The sequence below is a fragment of the Bacillus sp. EKM208B genome (assembly GCF_011800725.1).
Classification (GTDB): domain Bacteria; phylum Bacillota; class Bacilli; order Bacillales; family Bacillaceae; genus Bacillus; species Bacillus velezensis.
In genome coordinates, this window is record NZ_JAANHO010000005.1 from 113,045 (window position 1) to 128,399 (window position 15,355).

Annotated in this window: 18 protein-coding genes and 1 pseudogene; 8 read left to right on the plus strand and 11 right to left on the minus strand. The window is 45.5% G+C overall.

Annotation, left to right across the window (positions count from 1 at the left end; translation table 11 throughout):
* Positions 1-29: 29 nt before the first annotated feature.
* From ilvD to G9F75_RS10935, 4 genes are all read right to left on the minus strand, one after another.
* Complete coding sequence (gene ilvD, locus G9F75_RS10920; RefSeq protein ID WP_007409524.1) at positions 30-1,706, minus strand: dihydroxy-acid dehydratase; 1,677 nt, start codon at positions 1,704-1,706, stop codon at positions 30-32.
* Between the two features lie 252 nt (positions 1,707-1,958).
* Complete coding sequence (locus G9F75_RS10925) at positions 1,959-3,092, minus strand: conserved virulence factor C family protein (protein ID WP_032873313.1); 1,134 nt, start codon at positions 3,090-3,092, stop codon at positions 1,959-1,961.
* A 68-nt stretch (positions 3,093-3,160) separates the two neighbouring features.
* Entirely contained in the window at positions 3,161-3,769 is a 609-nt protein-coding gene (locus G9F75_RS10930; protein WP_021494211.1) for an HD domain-containing protein, read from the minus strand.
* Between the two features lie 11 nt (positions 3,770-3,780).
* Positions 3,781-4,263, minus strand: coding sequence for a glutathione peroxidase (locus G9F75_RS10935; protein WP_014418163.1), 483 nt, complete (start codon positions 4,261-4,263; stop codon positions 3,781-3,783).
* Positions 4,264-4,546: 283 nt separating this feature from the next.
* On the opposite strand from G9F75_RS10935, the gene metA reads away from it, so the two are divergent.
* The 4 genes and pseudogenes from metA (at position 4,547) to cspD (ending at position 7,240) form a co-directional block, all read left to right on the plus strand.
* Positions 4,547-5,452, plus strand: a complete 906-nt coding sequence (metA, locus tag G9F75_RS10940; protein WP_014418164.1) for a homoserine O-acetyltransferase MetA — start codon at positions 4,547-4,549, stop codon at positions 5,450-5,452.
* Positions 5,453-5,676: 224 nt separating this feature from the next.
* A complete protein-coding gene (locus G9F75_RS10945) occupies positions 5,677-6,819 on the plus strand; it encodes a diglucosyl diacylglycerol synthase (protein WP_022553174.1) in 1,143 nt (380 codons plus the stop codon).
* Between the two features lie 93 nt (positions 6,820-6,912).
* A pseudogene (locus G9F75_RS10950) lies at positions 6,913-7,024 on the plus strand (hypothetical protein); the annotation flags it as partial.
* Between the two features lie 15 nt (positions 7,025-7,039).
* The gene (gene cspD / locus G9F75_RS10955; RefSeq protein ID WP_003153604.1) at positions 7,040-7,240 is read left to right on the plus strand and encodes a cold-shock protein CspD; all 201 of its coding nucleotides are present in this window, start codon (positions 7,040-7,042) and stop codon (positions 7,238-7,240) included.
* 51 nt (positions 7,241-7,291) lie between these two features.
* On the opposite strand, the gene G9F75_RS10960 is transcribed toward cspD, so the two are convergent.
* Entirely contained in the window at positions 7,292-7,474 is a 183-nt protein-coding gene (locus G9F75_RS10960) for a hypothetical protein (protein ID WP_012117812.1), read from the minus strand.
* A 161-nt stretch (positions 7,475-7,635) separates the two neighbouring features.
* Here G9F75_RS10960 and G9F75_RS10965 point away from each other — a divergent pair, with 161 nt between their 5' ends.
* A complete protein-coding gene (locus G9F75_RS10965; protein WP_014418165.1) occupies positions 7,636-7,893 on the plus strand; it encodes a DUF2564 family protein in 258 nt (85 codons plus the stop codon).
* A 26-nt stretch (positions 7,894-7,919) separates the two neighbouring features.
* Here the strand turns inward: G9F75_RS10965 and G9F75_RS10970 are convergent, their stop codons facing one another.
* Together G9F75_RS10970 and G9F75_RS10975 are read right to left on the minus strand one after the other, a co-directional pair.
* Positions 7,920-8,102, minus strand: a complete 183-nt coding sequence (locus tag G9F75_RS10970; protein WP_003153581.1) for a zinc-finger domain-containing protein — start codon at positions 8,100-8,102, stop codon at positions 7,920-7,922.
* 2 nt (positions 8,103-8,104) lie between these two features.
* Positions 8,105-8,776 carry a ribonuclease H family protein gene (locus G9F75_RS10975; RefSeq protein WP_014418166.1) on the minus strand — a complete coding sequence of 224 codons (672 nt, stop codon included), beginning with the start codon at positions 8,774-8,776 and terminating at the stop codon, positions 8,105-8,107.
* A gap of 81 nt (positions 8,777-8,857) precedes the next feature.
* Between G9F75_RS10975 and G9F75_RS10980 the strand changes: the two genes are divergently transcribed.
* Genes G9F75_RS10980 through sspL form a run of 3 tightly spaced genes read left to right on the plus strand, consistent with a single transcriptional unit; the run spans position 8,858 to position 10,117 of the window.
* Positions 8,858-9,538 carry a queuosine precursor transporter gene (locus G9F75_RS10980; protein ID WP_012117815.1) on the plus strand — a complete coding sequence of 227 codons (681 nt, stop codon included), beginning with the start codon at positions 8,858-8,860 and terminating at the stop codon, positions 9,536-9,538.
* A gap of 6 nt (positions 9,539-9,544) precedes the next feature.
* The gene (locus tag G9F75_RS10985) at positions 9,545-9,937 is read left to right on the plus strand and encodes a reverse transcriptase-like protein (RefSeq protein ID WP_103527232.1); all 393 of its coding nucleotides are present in this window, start codon (positions 9,545-9,547) and stop codon (positions 9,935-9,937) included.
* A 51-nt stretch (positions 9,938-9,988) separates the two neighbouring features.
* Entirely contained in the window at positions 9,989-10,117 is a 129-nt protein-coding gene (gene sspL, locus G9F75_RS10990) for a small, acid-soluble spore protein L (RefSeq protein ID WP_003153575.1), read from the plus strand.
* A gap of 5 nt (positions 10,118-10,122) precedes the next feature.
* Here the strand turns inward: sspL and G9F75_RS10995 are convergent, their stop codons facing one another.
* From G9F75_RS10995 to dynA, 4 genes are all read right to left on the minus strand, one after another.
* The gene (locus G9F75_RS10995; RefSeq protein ID WP_021494215.1) at positions 10,123-11,010 is read right to left on the minus strand and encodes a 5'-3' exonuclease; all 888 of its coding nucleotides are present in this window, start codon (positions 11,008-11,010) and stop codon (positions 10,123-10,125) included.
* A gap of 93 nt (positions 11,011-11,103) precedes the next feature.
* The gene (locus G9F75_RS11000; RefSeq protein ID WP_014418168.1) at positions 11,104-11,247 is read right to left on the minus strand and encodes a hypothetical protein; all 144 of its coding nucleotides are present in this window, start codon (positions 11,245-11,247) and stop codon (positions 11,104-11,106) included.
* Positions 11,248-11,323: 76 nt separating this feature from the next.
* Positions 11,324-11,581, minus strand: coding sequence for a YpbS family protein (locus tag G9F75_RS11005; RefSeq protein WP_012117818.1), 258 nt, complete (start codon positions 11,579-11,581; stop codon positions 11,324-11,326).
* Between the two features lie 67 nt (positions 11,582-11,648).
* On the minus strand, positions 11,649-15,230 hold the full coding sequence (gene dynA / locus G9F75_RS11010; RefSeq protein WP_167409100.1) for a dynamin GTPase: 3,582 nt from the start codon (positions 15,228-15,230) through the stop codon (positions 11,649-11,651).
* Between the last annotated feature and the right edge of the window lie 125 nt (positions 15,231-15,355).

The window sequence follows — 15,355 nt, forward strand, 5'->3', positions numbered from 1 at the left end:
GCCGGAATTCAATTGTTCAGGCCTCTGTTTTATATTTTCATGATTCCGCCTGTATTGGCGCTTGTTACGAGTTTGGAATACCGGGCCAGATATCCTGTTTTTACTTTCGGCTCGAAGCCTTTCCATTCGGCCTTGCGTTTTTCCCATTCTTCTTCAGGCACTTGTACGTCCAAAATCCGTTTTTCTATGTCAACGATGACATGGTCGCCGTTTTCTACGAATGCGAGCGGGCCGCCTTCAGCCGCTTCAGGCGATACGTGCCCGATTGAAAGGCCCCGGGACGCTCCTGAAAAACGGCCGTCTGTAATAAGCGCCACTTTCGGGCCAAGCCCCATTCCGACAATCTGAGACGTCGGAGCAAGCATCTCCGGCATGCCCGGGCCGCCCTTTGGCCCTTCATAACGGATAATGACAACATCTCCTTCTTTTACTTTGCGGTTTATAATGCCTTCAAGCGCGGCATCCTGGGAATCAAAGACGACAGCGGGACCTTCATGTCTTGTAATCCCGTCCTGTACACCGCCTGTTTTGATAATGGCGCCGTCCGGAGCCAGATTCCCAAACAGGACGGCCAAACCGCCTTTTTCGGTAAACGGATTGTCAAGCGGATGAATCACGTCATAATCCTTTACTTCATGACCCGCAATTGTTTCTCCGAGTGTGCGGCCTGTTACAGTCAGCGCGTCAAGATGAAGCGCCCCTTCTTTTTTCGCCAATTCATTAAGGGCCGCCGAGACTCCGCCCGCTTCGTGCAGATCTTCAATGAAGACGTCCGAGGCCGGCGCCAATTTCGATAAGTGAGGCACTCGTTCAGCCACTTCGTTAATGCGTTCTAAAGAGTACTCAACCCCAGCTTCATTGGCAAGCGCAAGCGTATGAAGCACCGTGTTGGTTGAGCCGCCGAGAGCCATGTCTAACGCAAACGCGTTGTCAATCGCTTTTTCGGTGACGATATCGCGCGGCTTAATGTCTTTTTTGATGGTCTCCATCAATTGGGCCGCTGATTTTCTCACAAACTCTCTTCTCTCCGGTGAAGTTGCTAGAATTGTTCCGTTGCCCGGAAGCGCCAGACCGAGCGCTTCAGACAGACAGTTCATGGAGTTTGCCGTAAACATGCCCGAACAAGATCCGCATGTCGGGCAGCCGAACTGTTCCAGCTCCTGCAGGTCGCTTTCACCGATTTTCCCGGCTTGATATGCGCCGACGCCTTCAAATACTGAAGAAAGCGAAATTTTGCGGCCGTCGCTTGTACGGCCGGCTGCCATCGGCCCCCCGCTGACAAAAATGGTCGGAATATTAATCCGCATAGCCGCCATCAGCATTCCCGGCGTAATTTTGTCGCAGTTCGGAATGCAGACCATTCCGTCAAACCAGTGCGCCGAGACGACCGTTTCAACTGAATCGGCAATGATTTCGCGGCTCGGCAGCGAATATCTCATGCCGATATGCCCCATCGCGATTCCGTCATCTACTCCGATCGTGTTAAATTCAAAAGGCACACCGCCCGCTTCCCTGATTGCTTCTTTTACGATTTTTCCAAATTCCTGCAGGTGAACATGCCCGGGAACGATATCGATGTATGAATTACAGACCGCGATAAACGGCTTGCCGAAGTCTTCTTCTTTTACGCCGGCAGCGCGAAGAAGGCTGCGGTGCGGCGCTCTGTCAATTCCCTGTGTGATCATGTTGCTGCGTAATTCTGCCATGGTGATCCCCCTACTGTTTTTAGACTGTGCATTATTTTTAAAATTTTCAGTTTATTCTAGGGCGCGTTCTGCAAATTTTACAGTATCTTTGCCCTGTCTCGCTTTTCTATTCTTTCTGTATTTCGATAAAAACCCTCCAACAATTAATATTGTACTTACTATATAGAGTTTTGAATCATTTTTCAACAATATTCTAAATAATTTTTATAAAAAGTGAATTCAAATAAAAAAGGTGCATGGCGCACCTTTTTGTTATAACTGTTCTTTTTTTCTGCTTTCAGTCATCTGTTTCCAGACTGAACCTTTCGCCTCTTCTCCGTGCTCAATCCGTTCAATCGCCATTTTGACTTGCAGGCTGACTTCGAATTCCGGATCGTCTTCCGCCGCTTTTAATGCTTCCAGCGCGCTTTCATCGCCGACTTCATATAAAAACATGGCCGCGCGCCAGCGCACAAGCTTGCTTGAGTCACTGAGCGATTTCATCATGGCCGGGATGGCGCTCGCATCGCCGAGATCCGACAGACAGTCACCCGCCGTCCTTCTGACCGTCACCGTTTTGTCTTCAAGCGCTTTGTATAACAGCGGAAGCACAGACGGCTTTTCGATCATTCCCAAATAAACGACGGCTTGTCTTCTGATCGAAGTCTTCGGATCATGCAGCGCCTTTTCCAATACTGGTAAATCGTCTTCATCCGGATCCATTTGCTCAAGATGGGCATAGCGCTGTTTCCAGTCTTCATCATCGAGCATCTCCAATGTCACTTTATAAGCTTTCCGCTGCACTGCCGGTTTGGCCTCACCCTTTTGCTGTGCGGCTGCTTCTGTCAGACGTTTGAGCCGTTCATCACTGTAGGCGGCCTGAAGCTCTTCTGTGACATCATGTCCGATTTCGGTAAAATCTCCGAAGCGCACACCTTGTTCTTTCCAAGCCCGCTCAAATACGACATTTGAAGCTTCGGAACGCAGCTTTAAAATGGCTTCTTGGAAACGTTCCGGAAGGCCGAAGCGTTCTTCACGTTCGCCGTCCGTCAATTTGACCTGCATCGGGATTCCGCTGAACATTTGTACGAAAACCTTCACTTCACCGAACGATTCCTGTTCAGAACGGCTCTCAGACTGCTCCGTATGTTCCATTCCGAAAGCGGAACGGACCTGAGGCAGAATTTCCTTCCAGTCAAAACGGGCGTTTCTCTCCACAGCCAGGAAATCGGCAACGTGATAAACGCCCTTTACTCCTTCAATGTTTAAAATATCACGTACGACAGCCGGAGCATCATCTGCCTGATCGGGCTTGTAATTGTTGCTTTTCCCTGCCGGAAGCTCTTCAGTCAAAATCACTTTCATCGTGTTCGGACTCGGCGTCGGTTCTATTGATTTAATCTTCATATTGGTCCTCCTATGCGCAATCTGACACTTATTCTAACATAGTCGGCACAAGCGTTCTATTGCGCCGCTTAGCTTTTGCATATGCCGGCCTCTTTTTGGATACGGGCGGCGAACTGCAAAAGAAATTGATGCCGCTCCTCTGCTAAACCGGCCCCCGTTTTTGTATTCATTAAGCCTTTAAGCTTGATTAATTTATCCTCTATATGGGCCAGCACACTTGTTTGAGTTCCGTACATCGGATGACCCTTCGCCCCGGCAAACATAAAAGCCCTGCCGATGCCCGCTGCGCCGATCGCATCAAGCATGTCTGCATCCTGAACAACTTTCCCCTCCAATGAAAGCGGCCGCTTTTTCAGCAGTTCCCTGTGTCTGAATGACATTCTCGTGATAATATCCGTGATCTCCTGAATGGGGCCATCCGCGATGTTGAAAGCAGCCAGCCGTTCTGTCACTTCGCCTGCCGTCAGCCTTTCGCTTTTTTCGAGCTTGGCGTCAATCAGATCATGAACCAGCGCGGCCGTCTCAGTGATAAATAAGTCGGCGCCTTCTTCTTTTGCCATATAAACAGAAAGTGTTGCGACCCGGGAAATATGAAGCCAGTCATGGCCCGTTCGTTCATTGATAAGCTTGTCTCTGACCCAATTCCTAACGCTTTCCAGCTGCTCTTTTTCGTTCACCGTATCACCTCTTATCGGGCCAAAAGCTTCTGCACCGTATCTTCAAGCTCTTTTGGGTTGACGTTCGGTGAAAAACGCCCGGTGACTTCACCGTTTCGGTCCACGATAAACTTAGTGAAATTCCATTTGACCGCTTTTGTGCCGAGCATCCCCTTTGCCTGTTCCGTCAGATATGTGAAGAGAGGATGAGCGTCTGCTCCATTGACATCAACTTTCGCAAACATCGGGAATGTGACCCCGTAGTTTTTCACACAGAACTCTTGAATTTCCGCTTCGTTTCCAGGTTCTTGGTTCATGAATTGGTTGCAGGGAAATCCTAATATTTCAAGACCTTCCTCCCGATATGTATCATAGAGCTCCTGAAGCTGCTTGAGCTGGGATGTGAACCCGCATTTGCTTGCTGTATTCACAATGATCATCACCTTGCCTCTGTAAGCCGATAGCGTCATGTCTTCGCCTGTTATGGTCCGTACGTTTATATCGTAAATTGTCATCTGCGGCCCTCCTTTTTACATTCTTCATTTATTTTACCTGTTTTACACTGCAAAACAAACGGTAACCGCTTTTTCCTTCCACTTAACGGAAAACGTTTTTTTCGAGGAACCAAACGGCTCTTTACCCGTCATAATAAAGAGCCGCTCCGAATTTATGCCCATTTGCCGCTTTTATCCCTGTCATTATGCGTTAAATACGGTTTATTACGCCGGGATGGATTGAAAAATGGCTTAAAAATTTCTATAATGAAGAAAATTAACGGGGAATAACGGAGGTGGCATGTTGCCTATTAATATACCAAATCACCTGCCCGCTAAGCAGGTGCTTGAAAGTGAACACATCTTTGTAATGGATGAAAGCCGGGCTTTTCATCAGGATATCCGGCCGCAGAAGATCGTGATTTTAAATCTGATGCCGAAAAAAATCCAAACGGAAACCCAGCTCCTCAGGATGCTTGGGAATTCACCTTTACAAGTTCACTTTACGTTCTTAATTCCGAGCACACATACTCCAAAAAATACGGCAAGGCAGCATCTGGATGAATTTTATACGGATTTTTCCAACATCCGCCACAAACGGTTTGACGGAATGATTATTACCGGGGCTCCGATTGAGCACCTGCCGTTTGAAGATGTTTCTTACTGGGAAGAATTGAAGGAAATCATGGAATGGAGCAAAACGAACGTCACTTCAACACTCCATATCTGCTGGGGCGCTCAAGCCGGTTTATACTATCATTACGGCATTGAGAAAGTGGAGCTGCCGAAAAAAATCTTCGGTGTGTTTGAGCATACCGTTCTTAAAAAACATGAGAGATTGGTAAGAGGATTTGACGAGCTATACTATGTGCCCCACTCACGGCATACAGATATTAATACGGAGCAGCTGCAATCGGCTTCGGATCTGGATGTGCTCAGCGTTTCAGAGGAAGCGGGGGTCTGTTTAATCGTTTCAAAAGACGAAAAACAGATTTTCTTAACCGGTCATCCGGAATATGATACCGATACGCTACTTCAGGAGTATGAGAGAGACATAGAGAGAAATCTTTCAAACGTAGAAGCTCCTAAGCACTATTTTGCGCCCGGCGGGAAAGAACCTGTTAACCGCTGGAAAGCTCATGCAACGTTATTGTTTATGAATTGGCTGAATTATTACGTATATCAGGAAACCCCGTATGAATGGGATTAATTTTTGTTTTGAGTGATACGGTGACAAAAATATGATAAAATACTCTTGATTCAGTATGCGTATAACAAAACTTTAAAATAATGGAACATATCAATTAAATTTAGTTTAAATATGTTGCCGCGCTTATTATAAAATGATGCACTTGTGTTATGTTTATCTATAGACAATAACTCCTTACGATGCATGAAGCTTGCTTGTTGTTGATTACATTGAGGTGAATTTACTTGAATACCAATAAAAAAGTATTAATTTTGACTGCAAATTACGGAAACGGGCATGTTCAAGTGGCCAAAACGCTCTACGAACAATGTCTGCGTCTCGGCTTAGATGTGACGGTTTCCAATTTGTATCAAGAGTCAAATCCGATTGTTTCAGAGGTTACTCAATACCTTTATTTAAAAAGCTTCTCAATCGGAAAACAGTTTTATCGTTTGTTTTATTACGGAGTTGACAAAATCTATAATAAACGCAAATTCAATATTTATTTTAAAATGGGAAATAAACGTTTAGGCCAGCTCGTCGAAGAGCATAAGCCGGACATTATTATCAATACATTTCCGATGATTGTCGTACCGGAATACAGACGGAGAACCGGAAAAGTGATCCCGACGTTCAACGTTATGACCGATTTCTGCCTTCACAAAATCTGGGTTCATGAAAATGTTGATAAATATTATGTCGCCACAGATTACGTGAAGGAAAAACTGATTGAAATCGGCACTCACCCGAACAACGTAAAGATTACGGGCATTCCCATCAGGCCTCAATTCGAGGAATCGATGCCGAAAGAGGCGATTTACAAAAAATACAATCTCTCTCCCGACAAAAAAGTTCTTCTTATTATGGCGGGAGCGCATGGTGTGCTGAAAAACGTAAAAGAACTGTGCGAAAATCTCGTTCATGACGATCAGGTGCAGGTTGTGGTGGTATGCGGCAAAAACAGCTCGCTGAAAGAATCCCTCAGCAGCTTGGAAGGTGACAATGCCGACCGGCTGAAAGTGCTGGGCTATGTAGAAAGAATTGACGAGCTGTTCCGTATTACGGACTGCATGATCACGAAACCGGGCGGCATCACACTGACGGAAGCGACGGCGATCGGAGTACCCGTTATTTTGTACAAACCGGTTCCCGGACAGGAAAAAGAAAATGCCATTTTCTTTGAAGATCGCGGTGCGGCTGTCGTGGTCAACCGCCACGAAGAAATTTTAGAGTCTGTCACCTCCCTTCTTGCGGATGAGGAGAAGCTGAACCGGATGAAGGACAATATTAAAAGCCTTCACCTCCCCAACTCTTCTGAAGTCATTTTGCAGGACATTATAAAAGAATCTGAAATGATGGCCGGGAAGGCGGATATGGCATTATCGTAAAAGAAAAGCACACGAACGGTTCGTGTGCTTTTTGTTTTTTCCGGTTAAGCTTTGTTACTGGAAAAATAAAGATAAAAAATAGGGAGCTGCCGCTTGACGCCCGCTCCCATATGGTGTATAGTTGAACCATCATTTAACAACGTTTACATACGTACGGTTGGATGATGACAAAATTTTTTTTAGCACGAAGGTGCTACAGTACTAGGAGGAATTAAGCAATATGCAAAACGGTAAAGTAAAATGGTTCAACAACGAAAAAGGATTCGGCTTCATCGAAGTTGAAGGCGGAGACGACGTATTTGTTCACTTCACTGCTATCGAAGGAGAAGGATACAAATCATTAGAAGAAGGACAAGAAGTTTCTTTTGAAATTGTCGAAGGTAATCGTGGACCTCAAGCTTCTAATGTTGTAAAACTCTAAACTCAATACATGTTGATCAGATGACAAATAGAGGAGAGGCGTATGCCTCTCCTATTTGATTGCCGTCTGAATCTCGATGGCGACAAGATTCTGCTTGCAGCGCTGCTCGATTTCTTCAATTTGTTTCTCCATTGATGGCATTCCTTTTTTTGCCATTTCCGCTAAACTTCCCAAATCACCGTATATTTCTTTAAATGTCTGCTGAAGGATTGTTTTTAAATCTTTATCATTCACGGCTGGTTTTTCCCTTCTCTCCCAAGATACCCCGAATAATAGTAAATTAGCCCTAATTAATCAGGTTCAATAGTTATATCGGCTTATTTTCTATATTTTTTTCTATTTTCCGTACATATTTCAAAAAAAAATCTCCAAACTATTTGCGGAGGTGTTTTTTAATGGACTCTGAATTTTTTCCAAACGGACTGACGGATAAACGCCAGCTTGAATTAGCGGTGGAAACGGCCCAGAAAACAACGGGAGCGGCTACCCGGGGCCAAAATTCAACTTTGGTGGAATCTGCGCACCAGGCGATTCAGGATGCCAGAACGATGTCACAATCCAGTGAACTGCAGGCTCTCGACCAGGATTTTCTGCAAAAGCAGCGAATGCTTCTCGACGATTGCCAGCATCAGCTCGATGAATTCGAAAAATAAAACCGCAGAAGCTGCGGTTTTATTTTTTATTGATTTGTCAGCACCTTGCCGTAGGCTTTCAGCTTCTCCCCCACCGTGCATTGGTTGATGCAGAAAGAATGAGCGTGCGTTTTTCCAAACTCTTTGCGGAAATGCTTTTTTACGAAACAGTCTTTGCAATATTCATCCTGAAGCTCTGTCAATTCTTTATAAATGCTTTTTTTATCCAATATCAGTCATCTCCGTTACCTTCTAATGTTATGCGGCTTTCAATCTGCCGGTCCGAGAGAATTTTTCTGGCAAGGTCATCCGCTTCTTGATTTTCCTTTCTGTTTACGGCTTCATATGTCGGTGTCAGCTTTAAGGATTCGAGCAGCGCTTCAATTTTATCCAGCCATTCGTTTTGCGTTTCATCATAACACGGCCAGCTGCCGTCAAGCTGATGTAAAACAACGAGGGAATCCCCTCTTATCGTGATTGAATTTCTGCTTGCGCCAAGTTCCTGCACTTCCTTAAGCGCTTCGTACAAAGCGGCATATTCCGCCTCATTGTTCGTCTGAAGCGTTAAGCTTTTGTTTTTCCGTATGCGGTGCCGCTTGCCGCCGAGAGAATAATACACGACAATTCCGAGTCCGGCGCGTCCGCTTGTTTTGTCAAAGCCGCCGTCGAAATACACTGTAATGTCGTCAGGTTCGTGCGCAAGCTCTTCAGTAAGCTTTTCTAATTCTTTAAGCGTCCAGCTCGCGCCTTTTTCATCCTCAAAATAAATGTCTTTTATATAAGGAAAGCGGCTGACTTCTCTTGCAAGCATGCGCGCTTTCGGAACGGTCAGCCAATCTTCGGAAAAAAACGCGACGGGGCCTGTTCCTTTTGCTTCTATTTCGATATACGGCTTAAGATTCATTGAAATCACCTTACCATTCATTAGTTGACGGGCGTGTGCTATAATCAAACCATTCTCAAATTGAAAGGAAGTCAGCAGGTTTTGTTTAACGATGTGTTATGGATCTTATTTGCGGTCATTCATTTTATCATTGTTCTTCTGTTTTATAAAGGATTTGGCAAAACGGGCCTATTCGTATGGATCGGTTTCGCCACGGTGTGCGCCAACTTGCAGGTTGTCAAAACAGTCGAGCTGTTCGGGCTTACGGCGACACTGGGAAATATCATGTACGGCACCGTTTTCTTCGCAACGGATGTGCTGAATGAAAAATACGGTCCCAGGGAAGCGCGCAAAGCCGTCTGGCTCGGGTTTTCCACTCTGCTCGCTTTGACATGCGCCATGCAGGGGGCTCTTTTATATAAACCGGCTGCGTCAGATATCGCACAGCCGGCCCTTGAGACGATTTTCGGTTTTCTGCCGCGTGTTGCGCTCGGAAGCCTCTTGGCTTTTATTTTCAGCCAAACGATAGATGTTTATGTATATTCAGCCATTCGGAGAATCTTTCCTTCAGACAGGCTTCTCTGGCTCAGAAACAGCGGAAGCACGGCGCTCAGCCAGCTGCTGGATACATTTATCTTCACTGCCGTGGCCTTTATCGGCGTTTATTCCGCGGGAGTATGGTTCAGCATCTTCATTTCAACTTACCTGATTAAATTTGCGGTGTCACTCATTTCTGTCCCTTATGCGTATGCGGCAAAACGAATGACGCCGAATGGAGAGTGACGGATGATGCCCGCTGAAATTTATGTAGACGGTGCAAGCGCCGGAAACCCGGGCCCGTCCGGTATCGGTATTTTTATTAAACATGACGGGAAAACAGAATCTTTCTCAATTCCGATCGGCGACCATTCAAATCAGGAAGCTGAATTTCTCGCTTTAATTGAAGGAATGAAGCTGTGTGCCGCCCGCGGATTTGAGTCCGTGTCATTCCGGACGGATTCGGATATCGTGGAGCGGGCCGCAGATCTTGAAGTGGTTAAAAACAAGGCCTTTCAACCGTTTGTGGACGAAATCATCCGCTTAAAGGCCGGATTTCCATTGTTTTTCATTAAGTGGATTCCCGGCAGACAAAACCAAACAGCCGATCAGCTCGCAAAAAAAGCGATTCGGCTGAATAAATAACCGGAATGAAATTGCGTCTCACTGTTCATCCTACAAATGAGGTGAACAGCTATGAGAAAAGAAAATAAAGGCCGGCTGACCGGGGGCGTGAATCCTCAGGGAAATATGGAAGGAAACGCGCATAAAGACCCGAAATCAGCCCTTGAAAACAACGCAAAAAAAAGCAATACAAAACGCTAGAGGGATCAGCTGATCTCTCTGGCGTTCAGCTTTTCGAGCATTCTTTCAATTCCTTTTATCTGATGGCGTCTGAGCATTAAGGATGCTTCTTCCATCTTCAATGAAAAAAGTGCTTCTTCAAGCGTACAGACTAACGGCACCTCGCAATGTATTTCAGCAAGCTGCCTTGACAGCTCCAATTCTTTCAGGCTTTGCTGAATTTTCGTTTGCTGGCCCTTCGGCAAGAGAGCGAGGCTTTCTAATAACCGGTCTATGTTTTGATATTCACGGATCAGCTTGTACGCCGTTTTTTCCCCGATCCCTTTAACGCCTGGATAGTTATCGCTCGTGTCTCCCATCAGCGCCTTAATGTCAATCAGCGCTTTTGGCGGAACTCCCGTTTCTTCTCTGAATATCTCATCTGTATATACCTTATAATTGCCGATACCCTTTTGCAGCAGCGCTACTTGAACTTGATGATTCAGCAATTGAAGCAGATCTTTATCACCCGTTACAATCGTAATTTCCGCTTCCCCGGAAAATAGGGCAGAAAGCGTACCGATACAGTCATCCGCCTCATAGCCTTTTATGCCGATGTTTAAAAAACCGAGCTCTCGCGCTGCTTCTTTCGCCAGATCAAATTGCGGAATCAGCTCTAGCGGCGGTTCGCTTCTGTTGGCCTTATAATCTTGAAACAAATCATTACGGTACGTTTTGCTTCCCATATCCCAGCAGCAGACGACATGTGTGGGCTGAAACGTATCAACCGCCGTAATAAGATGCTTTAAAAAACCGTTGACGCCGTTTGTGGGAATTCCGTTTTCATTTATCATAAAATTGCGATGAACGGCCGTCGCGAAAAACGAGCGGAATAAAAGCGCCATGCCGTCAACGAGCAGTAATTTGTTATTCATATATCGAAACTCCTTTTTATTCAATGTTCCTATTTTACCAAAGAAGGCGGTAAAAAAACAGCATCCCCCCATTTGGAAGATGCTGCCGTCACGTTACTCACCGTGTCTTTTATTGCTTGCTATCAGCTTTTCAGCTTCACGGCCGGCATAAGAATCAAATTTCTGTCCGAAGCCGTTTTTCTTTTTGGCATTGTTGTTCTGCTGAGCATTTCTGTTTCCCAGTTTTGTTCTGCCCATGGTCATATCCCCCTTTAGAGAAGATACGAATAGTATGTACAGCAAGCGCTGATGACACACGCGGCAGGTTCATCCATTACTGTCTGCTGACGAATTCTTTCACCATCTCTTCACTTACGAATCGTCTTTGCGGCACGATGCCCTTTTTCGCCAGCTGGTTCATTTTTGCGGTGATGCCATTGATGGCATCTGTCGTGAACGGTTTATTCTGTCTGCATTTTACAATGGCTTCTTCAATGGCCTGTTCACGCTCATAATCAAGCTGTACAAATGTTTTGACGTGCTGATGCTGTTTTGCGGAATGTGCTGAAATTGCTTTATGGACTTCTGACATAAAAGGTTTCATCTCGCTTTTTTCATTTTAGTCTACCACGACTGATATCTGCCCGCCAACCGGATTTTTAAATTTTCAGCATTTCATCTTTCTTTTTCCATGCTTTTTCGGCTTCGTAAAGGTGTTCAATTTCCCTTGCACTCGTATTTTCCGCAAGACCTTGTAAATAAGTGTCCCGCTGCTCGCGGATCTGGGACAGGCTTTTATCCGCCATGTCTTCTTGCAGACGGCGCACCTGCTCAGCATATCGCTCTGAAAGGCTTTCTTTCTCCTGCTCAAGCCACTTTTCTGTCACTTTTTGCAGGCTGAGCCTGAGCCCTTCTACAAACGCTGCTTTTCCGTTCTGTTCAAAAAACTGCTTCGGTGATTTAACTTCCTTTACGTGATGTGAGAATGCCGAGACGTCAATGACCGGAGCGACCTCTTTCAGCTGAACGGCAAATTCGTTTTCACCGCTGACATAAATGGAGAAATCTCCGTCTTCCATAAGCTTCTTCTGACAGTTTTCCATCCATTCCTCAGTCATATGGCGCTCAATAAAACCGGTCATCCGGATATCGAGCGTTTTCAGCTCTTGAATATATTCAAAACGGAATTCCTTGAGCGCTTCATTCAGCGCCGCTGATATATTTTGTTTCCAATCACCGTTTTGAAGACCCGGATGGAAGGCGGTTTTCAGCATATCATTCGCATAAAACGTCAGGCGATGTTTAATGTGATAGAGCTGTTCTTCCGTATCTTTCATCACTTTTCGAATGATGACCTCAGACGTACGGCGCTTTGAAATGTCACCGAGAGCTTTTTCATAGGAAGACTCCAGACGCTGTTTCTTTTTCTCTTTTTCTTCTGCCGACTGGTGAAGAGATTCGTGAAGCTGTTCCACCATACCGCACAATTTGTCCGCCTCTGTTTTCAGCTGGGCGCAGCTGGCCCTCATTACATCTTCCTCAATAAAGTGCTCAAGCCCGGTTCTTACATCAGAGAACCTGTTATAAAAAGCTTCTTTTTTACCCGCAAGCTCTTCTTTACTTGAGACATGATATAATTTCGGCCGGTTAATTCCCTCTTTTGAGAGTTCTGAGCGGACATAGTCTTTGACGGTTTCCAGCTCGCTTTCGGTTTTGGCCAGATCGGCGGCGTTAATGACAAAAAACATTTTATCCATGCCGAATGATTCTTTGACGAGGCCGAGTTTCTTCAGAAAAGACCTGTCTCCTTTTGAAAAAGAATGCTGATAGTACGTCATATAAAAGAACGCGTCAGCATCTTTTATATATTGAAAGGCAAGTTCCGTATGGCGCTTATTGATACTGCTTGCTCCCGGCGTATCAACAATGGTGATGCCTTTTTGCGTGAGAGGCGAATCATAATAGACGGTGACTTCTTTTACGCAGCAGGCCGTTTTTTCTTCGGCTGCGTACGGTTTTACATCTTCAACCGGCACCGTCAGTGTCAGCCTTTGACGGATCTGTTCTTCATACGTATCAAACGCCTGCAGCATCGTCTGAATCACAGGAATAAGTTCACCCGGAACTTTTCCCTTTTTAATGGCATAATTCCATCTCTCTTTCAGTGAACGCCCCTTTACGTCAGCGTCTTTCAGCTCAGTCAGCTGAAGCATTTCAGCGTCCAGCTCCTCCTCCGTTTTAAAAACGATCTCCGCAGATTTATGCGGTTTGCCGTCTTGCGGTTTCGTTATTTTGTTGATCGTAGCCGTTGTGGGCGTCGGAGATGACGGAAGCACGTATTCACCGACAAGCGCATTTGCAAATGATGATTTACCGGAACTGAATCCGCCGAATAACGCCAAGGTAAACTGGCGCTTTTCAAGCCGCTCAATCCTGCTTCGAAAGGCTTCTGCCTGTTTTCCTAATATGCTTGAGGATTCAAGAATCCCGGCAAGCTCATAGAACCGATCAGTCTGCTCTTTTATAGGAAGTTCCTTCATCGCATTTTTTTCGGGCTTGCTTACTTCATGCCGTACAGCCTCTTTTGGTTTCTCTTTTTGGACGGGCGCTTTTGCAAGGCGTTTTTTTCGCGTATACCAGTCGCCGTTTCCCGTATCACAGGTCAATTCTTCTTCCCACAAAGCGCGGACTCGGGCTGCTTTTTCCAAGGCATTGCGTTCTTCTTTTGCCGATTGCGCGAGCTCATCCCTTATTTTCTTTTCTTTTTCGAGCCGGTTTTTCAAGTTCTCAATGAGCGGTCCGTTTTTTGTCTGAACATAAGCGGTCAGCTCCTCAATGAGTTCCGCTGTCTGTCTTTTGGCTTCCCTTCTGATCATTTCAGCGAGGTCTTTCGTATAAGTTAATACGTATTCAGATGAAAAGGCCGCTCCCTGCTTAAGGGCCTGAGCGGTGATATCATCAGAAAGCGGTGTACGGTACGCCTGGATTTTCCTGATCAGTTCGTCCGAATCCGCTTCATACCGCTTGGCCGCTTTCGTAAATGTGTCGATAATATGCCAATCCGCTTCCCCTTCCGTTCTTTTTTTAATATCGGCAAAAAATTCAGCACGCCTTCTTTCTTTTTCCGAAGCCGTTTTCGCTTTTGAAAAGAATAACCCAGTTTTAAATGAGGGCTGCTGTGATTCAATATAAGCAGATGCAAGCTCCCTCATCTCAAAGGGTGTCAGATTAGCGTTTTGCAATATGTTCTGCACGTCTTTTCTGATGTCTTTCTCTGCTGTTTCAGCCTGTTGAACGGCTTTTTTAAGCTCATCTTCAACAGAACGGACAAGTGCTTCTTGTTTGTCAAACTGCTCTCCGCTGCCGTTTTTATCTTCTTTTACGAGCATCTCTGTATGCTCTGTGACTAAGTGTGCGACTTTTCTCTCCGTTAAGGACCATAAATTTGTTTTTGCCTGCTGTTTCAGCTTCTGCAGATGTTTTTTCAGCTGTTCCATGCCGTTTAAAGGATGGTCAGGCTCAGTGACAGACGTAAAGAAAAGCGATTCTTTCGGTATTCCCGCGTCTTCAAGCATATCTTCCACCTGCCTGCGGTACGCTTCAAACTTCGTTTCAGTTTCATCATGCCTGTCAATTTGGTTGACGATCAGAAACAAATTCGGAATACGGTCTTTGATGGAACTGAGAAACATCATATTTTCTTCTGAATGAACGTGATTATAATGAACGACGTAAAATAAAGCGTCAGCCTGATGGAGAACCGAAGACGCAGATAAAAAATGCGCTTCGTCCGTCGAATCAATTCCCGGTGTGTCGATGTAGGCCGCATAAGGCTCTGACTCCTTAAAGCCGGCATAGACTTCCACCGTCTCAATTTGCTCACCATCTTTACAGAATTGCTGCACTTGTTCTTTATCGTAACTTCCTTTGATCTCTGCATAAGCACCGTCCGTCGTATGAAGCACGACTTTATCTTCACCGTGCCGGATGACAACGAGGTTGGCGCTTGTAGGAATCGGGCTTGTCGGCAGTATGTCTTCACCGAGCAATGTGTTTAATAAAGAGGACTTTCCGGCCGAATAATGCCCGGTAAACGCGATATAAACCTCTTCATCAGCCGCTTTTTTCATAATGGCCGCGAGCTGATCGGCCCTTTTTTCATCCTGATGATCCAAAAATTGTGCGTATAAGGCACCCGTTCTGCTGAAAATCTCCCTGTTATGGCGTTCTTCTTCTGTCATGTGTCTTTACCCCTTTGTGTCTGTCGCATCAAATGACGTTTTCATTTTTAGAAAGCTCTGAAAAAAACCTCTCCCCCATTTTACACAAGAATGGCACACTTTTCTTCAGGAAACGCAAAAAAGCC

Excerpts from the sequence above, each read along its gene's own strand:
- G9F75_RS10995 (WP_021494215.1), bottom strand. The coding sequence starts at position 11,010 with ATGAATAACAAATTACTGCTCGTTGACGGCATGGCGCTTTTATTCCGC.
- ilvD (WP_007409524.1), bottom strand. The coding sequence starts at position 1,706 with ATGGCAGAATTACGCAGCAACATGATCACACAGGGAATTGACAGAGCG.
- sspL (WP_003153575.1), top strand. The coding sequence starts at position 9,989 with ATGAGAAAAGAAAATAAAGGCCGGCTGACCGGGGGCGTGAATCCTCAG.
- G9F75_RS10925 (WP_032873313.1), bottom strand. The coding sequence starts at position 3,092 with ATGAAGATTAAATCAATAGAACCGACGCCGAGTCCGAACACGATGAAA.
- G9F75_RS11000 (WP_014418168.1), bottom strand. The coding sequence starts at position 11,247 with ATGGGCAGAACAAAACTGGGAAACAGAAATGCTCAGCAGAACAACAAT.
- dynA (WP_167409100.1), bottom strand. The coding sequence starts at position 15,230 with ATGACAGAAGAAGAACGCCATAACAGGGAGATTTTCAGCAGAACGGGT.
- G9F75_RS10935 (WP_014418163.1), bottom strand. The coding sequence starts at position 4,263 with ATGACAATTTACGATATAAACGTACGGACCATAACAGGCGAAGACATG.
- cspD (WP_003153604.1), top strand. The coding sequence starts at position 7,040 with ATGCAAAACGGTAAAGTAAAATGGTTCAACAACGAAAAAGGATTCGGC.
- G9F75_RS10975 (WP_014418166.1), bottom strand. The coding sequence starts at position 8,776 with ATGAATCTTAAGCCGTATATCGAAATAGAAGCAAAAGGAACAGGCCCC.
- G9F75_RS11005 (WP_012117818.1), bottom strand. The coding sequence starts at position 11,581 with ATGTCAGAAGTCCATAAAGCAATTTCAGCACATTCCGCAAAACAGCAT.
- G9F75_RS10985 (WP_103527232.1), top strand. The coding sequence starts at position 9,545 with ATGCCCGCTGAAATTTATGTAGACGGTGCAAGCGCCGGAAACCCGGGC.
- G9F75_RS10965 (WP_014418165.1), top strand. The coding sequence starts at position 7,636 with ATGGACTCTGAATTTTTTCCAAACGGACTGACGGATAAACGCCAGCTT.